At 34.0% G+C, this 12,561-nt stretch carries 10 protein-coding genes; 6 read left to right on the top strand and 4 right to left on the bottom strand.

Annotation, left to right across the window (positions count from 1 at the left end; all coding sequences use genetic code 11):
- The first annotated feature begins 168 nt into the window (after positions 1 to 168).
- Positions 169 to 693: a hypothetical protein gene (locus tag J7574_RS15850; RefSeq protein WP_290970522.1), complete on the top strand. Its 525-nt coding sequence runs from the start codon at positions 169 to 171 to the stop codon at positions 691 to 693.
- A 98-nt stretch (positions 694 to 791) separates the two neighbouring features.
- On the opposite strand, the gene J7574_RS15845 is transcribed toward J7574_RS15850, so the two are convergent.
- The 3 genes from J7574_RS15845 to J7574_RS15835 form a co-directional block, all read right to left on the bottom strand.
- A complete protein-coding gene (locus tag J7574_RS15845; protein ID WP_290970519.1) occupies positions 792 to 1,784 on the bottom strand; it encodes a hypothetical protein in 993 nt (330 codons plus the stop codon).
- A 171-nt stretch (positions 1,785 to 1,955) separates the two neighbouring features.
- Positions 1,956 to 2,924 carry a TerC family protein gene (locus J7574_RS15840; RefSeq protein ID WP_290970516.1) on the bottom strand — a complete coding sequence of 323 codons (969 nt, stop codon included), beginning with the start codon at positions 2,922 to 2,924 and terminating at the stop codon, positions 1,956 to 1,958.
- 218 nt (positions 2,925 to 3,142) lie between these two features.
- A complete protein-coding gene (locus J7574_RS15835) occupies positions 3,143 to 4,159 on the bottom strand; it encodes a glutamine synthetase beta-grasp domain-containing protein (RefSeq protein WP_091491476.1) in 1,017 nt (338 codons plus the stop codon).
- A 429-nt stretch (positions 4,160 to 4,588) separates the two neighbouring features.
- On the opposite strand from J7574_RS15835, the gene J7574_RS15830 reads away from it, so the two are divergent.
- The 3 genes from J7574_RS15830 (at position 4,589) to J7574_RS15820 (ending at position 8,646) form a co-directional block, all read left to right on the top strand.
- Positions 4,589 to 6,778 carry a glutamine synthetase III gene (locus tag J7574_RS15830; RefSeq protein WP_290970511.1) on the top strand — a complete coding sequence of 730 codons (2,190 nt, stop codon included), beginning with the start codon at positions 4,589 to 4,591 and terminating at the stop codon, positions 6,776 to 6,778.
- A 188-nt stretch (positions 6,779 to 6,966) separates the two neighbouring features.
- Positions 6,967 to 8,145, top strand: a complete 1,179-nt coding sequence (locus tag J7574_RS15825; RefSeq protein WP_290970508.1) for an AIR synthase related protein — start codon at positions 6,967 to 6,969, stop codon at positions 8,143 to 8,145.
- A gap of 144 nt (positions 8,146 to 8,289) precedes the next feature.
- Complete coding sequence (locus tag J7574_RS15820; protein WP_290970505.1) at positions 8,290 to 8,646, top strand: hypothetical protein; 357 nt, start codon at positions 8,290 to 8,292, stop codon at positions 8,644 to 8,646.
- Positions 8,647 to 8,730: 84 nt separating this feature from the next.
- On the opposite strand, the gene J7574_RS15815 is transcribed toward J7574_RS15820, so the two are convergent.
- Positions 8,731 to 9,354, bottom strand: a complete 624-nt coding sequence (locus tag J7574_RS15815) for a M949_RS01915 family surface polysaccharide biosynthesis protein (RefSeq protein ID WP_290970502.1) — start codon at positions 9,352 to 9,354, stop codon at positions 8,731 to 8,733.
- Positions 9,355 to 9,491: 137 nt separating this feature from the next.
- On the opposite strand from J7574_RS15815, the gene J7574_RS15810 reads away from it, so the two are divergent.
- Both J7574_RS15810 and J7574_RS15805 read left to right on the top strand, forming a co-directional pair.
- Positions 9,492 to 11,828 (top strand): GH92 family glycosyl hydrolase, encoded by a 2,337-nt coding sequence (locus J7574_RS15810; protein ID WP_290970499.1) that lies wholly within the window; start codon positions 9,492 to 9,494, stop codon positions 11,826 to 11,828.
- Between the two features lie 146 nt (positions 11,829 to 11,974).
- The gene (locus tag J7574_RS15805; RefSeq protein ID WP_290970496.1) at positions 11,975 to 12,418 is read left to right on the top strand and encodes a hypothetical protein; all 444 of its coding nucleotides are present in this window, start codon (positions 11,975 to 11,977) and stop codon (positions 12,416 to 12,418) included.
- Positions 12,419 to 12,561 lie beyond the last annotated feature (143 nt).

Below are 12,561 nucleotides of genomic sequence, written 5' to 3'. Positions count from 1 at the left end.
TTGAAAGTTATTTTTTTTTGTTTATCCCTTAATTACATGTGTTTTACAAGTGGAATACTTTAGCCAATACAGATGCGATTAAAAAAAATAAGGGAAAAATGATGCTTTTCTTTTTTTTGGTTTAATTTTTGAAATACCTTTATAGTATAATCCTTAAAAAAAATAATTATGAAAAAGATACTTACCTTATTTGCAGTTATCGGTTTAATTGCATTTTCTAGCTGTGAAGGACCAGAAGGACCTCCAGGGCCTCCAGGGCCAGAAGGACCAGCGGCTGAAGTTATTGATGTAAATAATGTTTCGTTTGATGCAAATGGAAATGGTGGCGTTAGATCTTTTGGTTTTACACTTTTCCCTGGCGATGTGGTTTTGGCTTATAGGGCAGATGGAATATCTGCAGGCCGTACTGTTTGGGTCCAAATCCCAGAATCTCATTATTATAATGATGGAACTTTGTTTTTTACATACAAGTTTAATTTTACTTTAGTTGATTATGAACTTTATCTGCAAGGTTTTGAATTAAATACTGTTCCAACTGATTTAAGAACCGGACAAAAATTCCGTATTGTAGTTGTTCCAGGAAATAATCCTGTAAATACTAATAAATCAGTTAATGCGCCTGATTACTCTGATTATTATGCTGTAATTAAAAAATATAACATTGATGATAGTAATGTTAAACAAGTGAATTAGTTTTTTTAAAATTAATATAAAAAAGGAAATCTTAACGATTTCCTTTTTTATTAATATCGATTAATCTGTTTTACGATTATAGATTAAACAATAAATTTTTACCGACGGCCTGGAGGTGGACTTGTTACCAATGAATTATCAAAAGGTTTTTCTGTAATAGTAATGTTTTTTAATAACATTGTGTATGAATTTTTTGGTATTTTTGCGTTAATACCATTTATACCCATTGATGGAATTAATGAAATTAAAAGTGCTTTCTTAGCTTCGGTTGTAAGGAAGTTAAATTTTAAATTTTTATTTTCTTTAATATTATTATCGAGTGTATATGATTTTATATAGTTTGAATTAGGTTCTCTAGATTGAAGAATTTTATCTGTTTCACATGACTCTGCATTGTCTACTATTATGCCAGAGTCCCTTAATTGGGCATACAAGGTTGGGAAGCCATTACTATGTTTACTTTCAGTAATTGGAATATTGTCATTAAAGTATGTTGTTATTGAAACTTCATAAGTTTTGTTTTCTTTGAATGGAAATTCTATTGAAATATTTGATCCACGACTTATGTTACAATTAATAATTTGTTTTCTATTATCCTCGATTTGTCCTCCCCTATTGCTGGCGATTAAAACTAATGATCCATAATAGAGATTTTGATGAGGTAATCCAAAACCTCTTACTAAACATGAATTGCCATCTGAAGTTGGATGAGGATACGGGTTAAATCCATATACTCCTTGATCTGTATAGTATGCTTCGGTGGTGCCATATTTGTATCTTTTCACCTGACATCCACTTTGTGTAGATTCGCCTATTCCGTAATTAAAGTTTAAAACGGTAGTTTCGTTTGATGCTTTTAATGTTTGTTTTTTTATTGTTCCATTATCGGTACTTTTAGGAATATCATATATAAATATAGGCTTTTTAGGTTTTGAACCATCGGTAATTTCAGCTTCATATACAATGTCTCCGTTAATAATATAAGTTTGAGTAGGGTTCTTTGTAGATTGACTTTTTGATGATAATTCTTCTTTGCTATCGCATCCTGTAATAATGAAAGGGGCTAATAAATAAAAACAGATCTTTTTCATAATACTTTGTTTTAAATGGTTTATAGTGAGATAAATATATTTAAAATAAAGATTAGTTTTACTTTTTTATTGTTAAAATGTAGGTTTTTATTTATTTTTTTTCAAATGGTTTAAATAAAAAAGGAAATCACTACGATTTCCTTTTTTTATATCTATGTGTTTTTTTTAAAACTATTCTTTCTCAGAATCTGTCAATACTTTTTCTGGTCCAAATTTTAGAGAAACCAAAACTCCAACTAGAAGAGAGAGAGCGATAAATCCTAACGAAGCCCATTCTGGAACTTCAATAAAATCGTGCAACAGCATTTTTAATCCAACAAAGGCTAAAATAGCAACTAAGCTGTATTCTAAATAGCTGAATTTTGCCAGCATATTTGCTAAGAAGAAATACATAGAACGCAATCCTAAAATGGCAAAAATATTAGAGCTAAATACTAAAAAAGGATCTTTTGTAATAGCTAAAATTGCAGGAACACTGTCTACTGCGAAAAGCACATCCATAACTTCAATTACGATTAAAGCAACAAATAATGGAGTAGCCGCTTTTTTTGCTGTTTTGGTTGCGATAAAGAATTTTTCTCCATCTGTTTCTGAAGTAATCGGAATAACTTTCCCTAATGTTTTGTATATAAAAGAGTCTTTCGGGTGAAAGTCTTCTTCTTCGCCAGAAAATAACATTTTTATAGCGGTAAAAATCAGGAATATACCAAAAAGATAAGTTGTCCAAGTAAATTTGCTAATTAGCATTACGCCAAAGAAAATCATTAAACCACGGAAAACAATAGCTCCCAGAATTCCCCAGAATAAAACGCGGTGCTGGTATTTTTGCGGAATTTTGAATGAAGCAAAAATAATAGCAATCACAAAGATATTATCGACACTTAACGAAAGCTCAATCAAATAACCTGTAATAAACTTCATAGAAGCAACCGCTGGTTTCAATTTGTCAGGGTTTGCAATATAGTCTGTGGTGTAGAGCCAATAAATTACTCCCGAAAACAGGAACGATAAAGTAACCCAAACCAAGGTCCATTTGCTGGCTTCTTTAGTGCTGATAATATGGGGTGTTTTGTTGAAGACACCTAAGTCTAAAGCAAGAATAAAAATTACAGCAAGTAAAAAGAGAGTCCAGACTATCATAATAATTTTGTTTAAATGATTTACAAAGATAAGTTTTGAAGTTTAACTTAAAAATTAAATTTATAAGAAACTTACTTTTAAAATTATAAGTTATGAGTTATGAGTGAACTTTGTCAAAGTTTGAAACTTTGACAAAGTTGAACTTGTTAAGATTGTTTCAAAAAAAAAGTGCCAGCAAATAAATGTGGCACTTTTTAGAGTATAATTTAAGCTTTGAATTATAGCGCTGATTTAACAGTTTTGATAATTCTAGCAGCAATTTTGTAAGGGTCTCCGTTTGAAGCTGGTCTTCTGTCTTCTAACCAACCTTTCCACCCTTTTTGAACAGTCATTAAAGGGATTCTGATAGAACATCCTCTGTCTGAAACTCCATAAGAGAAATCGTGGATAGAAGCAGTTTCGTGCTTACCAGTTAAACGCTGATCGTTGTAAGCTCCGTAAACTGCGATGTGCTCAGCAGTAACAGGACGGAAAGCTTCGCAAATTCTTTCGTAAGTTGCTTGGTCTCCACATGTTCTTAATACAGTGTTAGAGAAGTTAGCGTGCATTCCAGAACCATTCCAGTCAGTATCTCCTAGAGGTTTTGGGTGATATTCGATATAGTAACCATATTTCTCAGTTAAACGGTCTAATAAGTAACGAGCAACCCAGATTTCGTCTCCAGCTTTTTTAGCTCCTTTAGCAAATAATTGGAATTCCCATTGTCCGCAAGCAACCTCTTGGTTGATTCCTTCAAAGTTGATTCCTGCAGCGATACATAAGTCAGCATGCTCTTCAACTAATTTTCTACCGTGTGTGTTTTTTCCACCTACAGAACAGTAGTACATCCCTTGTGGAGCAGGGTATCCTCCAACTGGGAAACCAAGTGGAAGTTGAGTTTTAGTATCCATGATGAAATACTCTTGTTCGAATCCAAACCAAAAATCATCATTATCATCATCAATTGTAGCTCTACCGTTAGAAGGGTGTGGAGTTCCATCAGCATACATAACTTCAGACATTACTAACCATCCGTTGATACGAGTTGGATCTGGATAAATTGCAACAGGCACTAAAAGACAGTCAGAAGAACCACCTTCAGCTTGTTTAGTTGACGAACCATCAAATGACCAGTTTCCAAGTTCTTCTAATGTTCCTTTGAAGTTTTCATGCTCTTCAACTTTAGTTTTACTTCTAAGATTTTGAGTTGGTTCATATCCGTCTAACCAAATGTACTCTAACTTAATTTTAGCCATAATAATATAAATTAATTTTTTTGTTTTTTTTCGTTGGGTCAAATATAGATTTATTTTTTTAGTCCCAAAAATTAGGGGGCTATTTTGTTTTGCTAAGTATAATTTTTTGGATAAGCGTAATTTTGAGAGGGGTATATTTTAAAAAAAGCAATTTTAATAAGCTTAAAAAAACAAATTCGTAATAATTACGGCCGATTTTTGAATTTATAAGTTAAGGAATTATGAAAAAATGTTTATTTAATCAATATTACCGTACAGTTTTGTTATATTTCTGTAATTTGAATTCATTATTCTTCATAAAAAGCGTCTTATGTTGATAAATCGTCGACTAAAAATGTATAATTTATCTTTACAATAGGCTTATTTATTGTTTATATTTGTCTCTTCTTTTTTTAATGAAAATTATTACGAATTTAAACTTTACATACCATGTCAACATTACGTTTTCAAGCTTTACAGCAAGCTTCAAACAGAAAGCCGGTGCACTTTGAAGAAATGGGCCGAAAATCAAATCTTTTTGGATCAAATGTGTTTAATGAAAAAGCAATGAAGCAATACTTGACTCCTGATGCTTTTAGAGGTGTAAGAGATGCCATTCAGCACGGGACTAAAATCGACAGAAAGATGGCAGATTATATCGCCATGGGAATGAAAGAATGGGCTCTGGCGAAAGGAGTTACGCATTACACGCATTGGTTTCAGCCTTTAACGGGAACTACTGCAGAAAAACATGATGCTTTTTTTGAAACTTCTTATGATGGGAGTGATCCTGTAGAGAAATTTGGCGGAGCGCAATTGGTGCAGCAAGAACCAGATGCATCAAGTTTTCCAAACGGCGGAATCAGAAATACTTTTGAAGCAAGAGGTTACACCGCTTGGGATCCTACATCTCCAGCCTTTATATATGGTACCACTTTATGTATTCCAACGGTTTTTATCGCTTATACAGGTGAAGCTTTAGATAATAAAATACCTTTATTAAGAGCATTGTCTGCAATTGACGAAGCGGCTACAGAGGTTTGTAAATACTTTGACAAAAACGTAAAAAAAGTAACGGCAACTTTAGGATGGGAGCAAGAATATTTCTTGATTGATAAAGCTTTGGCAAATTCTCGTCCTGACTTAATGATGACAGGAAGAACATTATTAGGACACACTTCGGCAAAAGGACAGCAGTTAGACGATCACTATTTTGGCTCTATTCCAACTCGTGCTCTTACTTATATGAGAGATTTAGAGCAAGAATGCATGTTGTTGGGCATTCCAGTAAAAACGCGTCACAACGAGGTAGCGCCAAATCAGTTTGAGCTGGCTCCAATTTTTGAAGAAACAAATTTAGCGGTAGACCACAACTCTTTATTAATGGATGTAATGCAGAGAGTGGCAGAACGTCATGATTTTAAAGTTTTATTTCACGAAAAACCATTTAAAGGAGTAAACGGTTCTGGAAAACACAATAACTGGTCGTTGGCTACAGATACGGGAGTTAATTTATTGAGTCCGAGCAAAACGCCAATGAGCAATTTACAGTTTTTGACTTTCTTTATTAATACCATAAAAGCGGTAAACGATAACGAAACTTTATTAAGAGCTTCTATTGCAACAGCAAGTAACGACCACAGATTAGGAGCAAACGAAGCGCCGCCAGCAATTATGTCGGTATTTATTGGAGCTCAGTTGACTAAGGTTTTATCTGAATTGGAAAGTGTAACAACAGGAAAACTTTCGCCAGAAGAAAAAACAGATTTAAAACTAAACGTGGTGGGTAAAATTCCAGACGTATTATTAGACAACACTGATCGTAACAGGACTTCGCCTTTTGCTTTTACAGGAAATAAATTTGAGTTTAGAGCAGTAGGTTCAAATTCAAACTGTTCCAATGCGATGACAACTTTGAACGCGATTGTGGCAAAACAATTAATTGACTTTAAAAACGAAGTGGAAAACTTGATCGAGTCGAAAGACATGAAAAAGGACGATGCTATTTTTAATGTCTTAAGAGAATACATTAAACAATCTAAAAAAATCCTTTTTGAAGGAGACGGATATAGTGAAGCTTGGGAAAAAGAAGCGGCTAAAAGAGGATTAAGCAATTTTAAAACAACTCCAGAAGCTATTAAAGCAAAAGTTTCTAAACAAGCTTTAGATTTATTTGAGCAATTAGGAATTTTTAATCATGTTGAAGCCGAAGCGCGTTACGAAATCGAATTGGAAGAATACACTAAAAAAATCCAAATCGAAGGACGAGTTTTAGGAGATATTGCAAGAAACCACGTTATTCCAACTGCAATTCGTTACCAAAATACATTAATTGACAATGTAAAAGGATTGAAAGAAATTTTTGGAAAAGACTTTGAAGCTTTAGCTAAAGAGCAGATCGTTTTAATTAAAGAAATTTCAGGCCATATTGAAGGAATCAATTCTAAAGTGTTGGCCATGACTAACGAAAGAAAGAAAGCAAATCAATTGACTGATGCTCAAAAAATGGCAGAAGCATATTGCAATAACGTAAAACCTTATTTTGAAGATATTCGTAATCACTGCGATAAATTAGAGTTATTAGTAGATGACGAAAGTTGGACATTAACAAAATACAGAGAATTATTATTTACGAAATAATCGTTTTTATTAAATAGCTTTTTGCCACGAGTTGCACAAATTCACACCTGTTTATTTTTTACAAAGAATAGAAATTGGTGAAAATTAGTGTAATTCGTGGCAAACTTTTTTTGAATCAAGCATACGAATCATTCAAAGAATTAAAAAAAGGGATTATCTTTGCAGCACATCAACACAAACTAATTTTCATGAGTTCAGATTCTAGCAAGAGATATGCACAAAGAGGTGTTTCGGCATCAAAAGAAGACGTACATAACGCTATAAAAAATATTGACAAAGGTTTATTTCCGCAGGCATTCTGTAAAATTGTTCCCGATTATTTAACTCAAGACGACGAGCATTGCCTTATTATGCACGCCGACGGAGCGGGTACAAAGTCATCTTTGGCTTATATGTACTGGAAAGAAACAGGAGATCTTTCTGTTTGGAAAGGAATTGCTCAAGATGCCTTAATCATGAATATTGATGATTTATTATGTGTTGGTGCAACAGATAATATTTTGCTTTCTTCTACAATTGGAAGAAATAAAAACTTAATTCCAGCTGAAGTGATTTCGGCAATCATCAACGGAACAGAAGAATTAATCAACGAATTAAAATCTTTTGGCGTTACGATTCACTCAACGGGTGGAGAAACTGCTGATGTTGGAGATGTAGTTCGTACTATTATAGTAGATTCTACTGTAACCGCTCGTATGAAACGCAGCGATGTTGTAGATAATGCAAACATCAAAGCAGGAGACGTAATTGTTGGTTTGGCTTCTTTCGGACAGGCAACTTATGAAAAAGGTTATAACGGAGGAATGGGAAGCAACGGACTTACTTCTGCACGTCATGATGTTTTCGGAAAATATTTGGCAAAAAAATACCCAGAAAGTTACGATGCAGCAGTTCCAGAAGAATTAATTTATTCTGGACAAGTTAATTTGACTGATGAAGTAGAAAACAGCCCAATCAACGCAGGACAATTAGTGCTATCTCCAACGAGAACTTACGCTCCAATTATCAAGAAAATTTTAGATAAATATACTCCAGAAGATATTCACGGAATGGTACACTGCAGCGGCGGTGCACAAACTAAAATTTTGCATTTCGTAAAAGATTTACATGTTATAAAAGACAATTTATTTCCAGTGCCGCCATTGTTCAAGTTAATTCAAGAACAATCAAAAACAGATTGGAAAGAAATGTATCAGGTTTTCAACTGTGGTCACCGTATGGAGCTTTATGTTCCAGAAAATATTGCACAAGATATTATTGAGATTTCAAAATCATTCAATGTTGATGCACAAATCGTAGGTAGAGTAGAAGCTTCAGATGCTAAAAAACTGACTATCACAAGCGAATACGGAACATTCAATTATTAAAAAATACTTAAACCATATAAGTTATATAAGTTCATTTTAATTTGACAGATCAGATTGTCAGGCTGAGAAGTCGAAGCCCAATTTTTTTTCAGAAAGAATTTATATTTACTTATATAACTTATATGGTTTCAAAAAACACATAATATGTACGAATTACTTTTTTGGAGATATCTAGATGAAATTTACCTGAACAATCAGGAAGTTTATGAAGCTCTTGTAGAAAAACAAGAAGTTGAAGGTCTGGCTGAACTTCAAGTTGAAGTAATCGTAAACAGAATCAATTCAGTCTTTTCTGAATGGGAAAGAGTAGATCAAAACAGTTGGAAAAATCCAAAAGGCAAAGGTGCATTTCAAGTTATTACCACGCCTCAAAGCATAAAAATTGACTGCTACGGAACAGAAGGAAAAACCATGAACAAATTAGTAGACATCATGGAAGAATTCAAATGTCCGCTTTATGACCCTCAAGTTCCAGAACGTTATGATGAAATGAGCGAGTAGGTTTTTGAGTTTTTTTTTGTTTCAAGTTTCAAGTTTTTCCGCAAAGTTTGGAATTTGGAATTTTAAAAAATTGGAGTTTTAAATCTACCCATTTTTCAAAAGCAAATCCTGTTCTTTTCTCATTTTTTCTAATAACTGATTAACATACGTTTTTATTTTCTGCGGAAGCGTATTCCAATTTTGATCTTTTTCAAAACTTCTGCAACTGTCCAAATCGCATTCTACTGCTCGGATAACGTATTTTTTGTTCTTATAAACCGTAATAATTTTAACGCGACGTATATAACCATCTTCCGTTCTACTTCCATAAACGATTACAGGATCAATATAGCCGTCGCCATCAACATCTTTGGTGCTGCAATATTTTGTCCAAAACCAGATGTTTGTTTCTTTCGGAGTAGTATTTTCCAGCAAATCGTTAATTCTCCATTTTTCTAAGAATCCGCCGTGATCGTTAATTACACAAATCGCCTGTATTTTGGTGTTTAAAGTATCTTTCTTAGAAATTGTTTTCTGGTTTTCGCCTAAAACCAATTCGTACATACCGCCTTTATCGCTGAATTCAAATGCTTTATAAATGGGAAATTCAGTTGCATTTTCAAGTTCACGTTGTGAAATTTCTGGTTTAGTTAATCTGCGGCTTTCTACTTTTTGAGAAAAAATAAACGGCGAGTAAAAAGAAAGTATAATTAAAATATATTTTTTCATGCTTTGGTTGCGCTTTTAGTATATCAAAGATATTTAAACCTTTCGATTCCTGCTAAATTTATGTTTTTTAAAAATAGATTTTGTTGTACTTTTCTGCATTAAAATATCAGTAAAGATTTCTAAGAAAAACGATAAAAATGATTCAAACAAAGTGCAGTAATTTTCTTCTTGGAGCATTGGCTCTACTACTCTCTACAAATGCAGTTGTAGGACAAAAGAAGACAGGCGAAAAGCAAAACCTTATTCAATACGTAGACCCAATGATTGGTACAGCCAGAATGGGACATACTTATCCAGGAGCGACAGTTCCTTTTGGGAGCGTGCAATTAAGCCCAGAAACCGACACCATTGCGTACAGTTTAAATGGGAAATACAACGGAGAAGTGTATAAATACTGCGCTGGTTATCAATACGAAGATAAAACAATTGTGGGTTTTAGCCATACGCATTTCAGCGGAACAGGACATTCTGATTTAGGCGATTTCTTAATCATGCCCACAACAGGAAAACTGCAATTGAATCCAGGCGTGGCGTCAAAACCTTTGTCGGGTTATAGATCGGCATTTTCGCATTCGACAGAAAAAGCGGAGCCAGCTTATTACAGCGTCTTTTTAGAGGATCATAAAATTAAAGCAGAATTGACGGCAACAACTCGCGTGGGAATGCATCAATACACTTTCCCAAAATCTAGTGATGCGCATATAATTTTAGATTTGACTTCAGGAATCTACAATTACGATAAAAAGAATGTTTGGACGTTTGTTCGTGTAGAAAATGATACTTTAATAACAGGTTACCGTCAGACCAACGGATGGGCGAGAACGAGAACGGTTTATTTTGCCATGTCTTTCAATAAGCCAATTAAAAGCTACGGACAAGCCGCACAAGAAAAAAGCGTTTACAGAGGTTTTTGGGGAAGATTTGACCAAACAAAAAACTTTCCTGAAATGGCAGGCCAAAACCTAAAATTGTTCTTTGATTTTGATACCAATGAGGGAGAAAAAATCAAAATTAAAATGGCGCTGTCTCCTGTGAGTTCTGCGGGTGCATTAGAAAATATGAAAAAAGAAACTCCAGGTTGGGATTTCGAAAAAGTAAAAAAACAAAGTCAGGACGTTTGGAATAGAGAATTGAATAAGGTTCAAGTTGAAACCATTCAAAAAGAAGACTTGGTTAATTTTTATACCGCAATGTATCATGCCTTTTTAGGTCCAACAGAATACATGGATTTAGACCGAAATTACAAAGGTTTGGATATGAATGTGCATAAAGCTGAAAACTTTACCAATTACACCAGTTATTCGCTTTGGGATACGTATCGCGCTTTGCATCCTTTATTCAACATTGTGCAACCAAAAAGAAATGCCGATATGGTAAGCTCCATGCTAGCGCATTCTGATCAAAGCGTTCATAAAATGCTTCCCATCTGGTCACATTATGCCAATGAAAATTGGTGTATGATTGGTTATCATTCCGTTTCGGTTGTGGCAGATGCCATTGTAAAAGGGAATATCAATTTTGACGCAGAAAAAGCGCTTCAAGCCTGTGTGAATACCGCAAAAGTGCCATATTATGACGGTTTGGAGTTTTACATGGACAAAGGATATGTTCCTGAAGATAAAAACGGAGCTTCAGTTTCTAAAACTTTAGAATATGCCTATGACGATTGGGCAATTGCGCAAGCTGCTAAGAAATTAGGGAAAACTGAGGTTTATAATGAATTCATCAAAAGATCGAAAAATTATAAAAATGTCTATGACGAAAAAACGGGTTTTATGCGTCCGAAATTGAATGACGGAACTTTCAAGAAAGAATTTGATCCGTTAGACACACACGGACAAGGTTTTATTGAAGGAAACTCTTGGAATTACAGCTTATATGTTCCGCAAGATCCTGCCGATATGATTCAATTGATGGGAGGAAACGAGAAGTTTAAAGTCCGTCTAGATTCGCTGTTCAATATGCATCTTCCAGATAAATATTTTGAAAACACTGAAGATATTACCAGAGACGGAATCATCGGGAATTATGTTCATGGAAACGAACCTTCGCACCACGTAGTTTATTTGTACAATTGGACCGATTCTCCATGGAAAGCCCAAGATAAAATTAGAATGATCTTGAAAAAAATGTACAGAAATGGCGCTGATGGTTTAGGCGGAAATGACGATTTCGGGCAAATGAGCGCTTGGTATATTTTCAGCAGTTTAGGGTTTTATCCAGTTGCTCCAGGCTCTGATGAATATGCTTTAGGAAGTCCGTTATTGAAAAACGCGGTTTTAAGTTTAGAAAACGGAAAAACTTTTGAAGTCGCAACAATTAACCAATCCGATAAAAATGTGTTTGTTTCAAAAGTGCTTTTAAACGGAAAAGAACTTTCTAGACCTTTCTTAAAACATGAAGATGTTATGAATGGCGGAAAAATTATTTTTTATATGGCGAGTAAACCGAATAAGAAGAATTATAAAAATTAAACATTCGATGCGTTATTAAACCCGACAGGTTTTAAAAACCTGTCGGGTTTATGTTAAGATATTTAAAATCGAGAAAATTTATCCAATTCATGGCAAAACAACAAAAAACTTCACGAAATTTGCACTTCAAATAAAGAAAACGAGATATGAAAATAAATCTAAAATCAGGAATTGATAAACTGCTTTTCGGAATGAAGCAGAATGATGTAACAGCAGTTTTAGGAAAACCTGATAAAAACTATAAAGACGAAGACGACAACGTAATTTTTGTTTACAATGCTCATAAAATGAGATTAACTTTTTATGAGGAAGAAGATCTTAAATTGGGATATATTGTAGCATCAAGCAGTAGCCTAGAAGTTTTCGGATTCCAATTAATCGGAAGAAAAATTGCTGATGTAAAGAAAGATTTCGCAGCAAAAGGAATCACAAAATACACTCAAGAAACTTTTGATACTTTCGAAAATTACTTCAACGAAGACAATTGGTTTATCCTTCAAACAGAATTTGATGAAGTGGTTAAGTTTGAAATTGGAGCCATCATCAACGGCAAAGATGAGTTTGACTGGAAATTTCCGGTGAAGAAGTAGTTTTAAATAATTCTACACAAAGTCATTGCGAGGAACGAAGCAATCTCACTAACATAAGTGAATTTTGTGAATAAAGATATTCTATATGTGATTGCTTCGTTCCTCGCAATGACATAAAAAAAACCGTCTCGTTAATAAAACGA

It is taken from the genome of Flavobacterium sp. (genome assembly GCF_017744675.1).
In the GTDB taxonomy this organism is placed as follows: Bacteria; Bacteroidota; Bacteroidia; order Flavobacteriales; family Flavobacteriaceae; genus Flavobacterium.
The sequence above is the reverse complement of the archived record's forward strand: the minus strand, read 5'-3'. Positions and strand labels throughout refer to the sequence as shown.

Excerpts from the sequence above, each read along its gene's own strand:
- J7574_RS15850 (WP_290970522.1), top strand. The coding sequence starts at position 169 with ATGAAAAAGATACTTACCTTATTTGCAGTTATCGGTTTAATTGCATTT.
- J7574_RS15845 (WP_290970519.1), bottom strand. The coding sequence starts at position 1,784 with ATGAAAAAGATCTGTTTTTATTTATTAGCCCCTTTCATTATTACAGGA.
- J7574_RS15840 (WP_290970516.1), bottom strand. The coding sequence starts at position 2,924 with ATGATAGTCTGGACTCTCTTTTTACTTGCTGTAATTTTTATTCTTGCT.
- J7574_RS15835 (WP_091491476.1), bottom strand. The coding sequence starts at position 4,159 with ATGGCTAAAATTAAGTTAGAGTACATTTGGTTAGACGGATATGAACCA.
- J7574_RS15830 (WP_290970511.1), top strand. The coding sequence starts at position 4,589 with ATGTCAACATTACGTTTTCAAGCTTTACAGCAAGCTTCAAACAGAAAG.
- J7574_RS15825 (WP_290970508.1), top strand. The coding sequence starts at position 6,967 with ATGAGTTCAGATTCTAGCAAGAGATATGCACAAAGAGGTGTTTCGGCA.
- J7574_RS15820 (WP_290970505.1), top strand. The coding sequence starts at position 8,290 with ATGTACGAATTACTTTTTTGGAGATATCTAGATGAAATTTACCTGAAC.
- J7574_RS15815 (WP_290970502.1), bottom strand. The coding sequence starts at position 9,354 with ATGAAAAAATATATTTTAATTATACTTTCTTTTTACTCGCCGTTTATT.
- J7574_RS15810 (WP_290970499.1), top strand. The coding sequence starts at position 9,492 with ATGATTCAAACAAAGTGCAGTAATTTTCTTCTTGGAGCATTGGCTCTA.
- J7574_RS15805 (WP_290970496.1), top strand. The coding sequence starts at position 11,975 with ATGAAAATAAATCTAAAATCAGGAATTGATAAACTGCTTTTCGGAATG.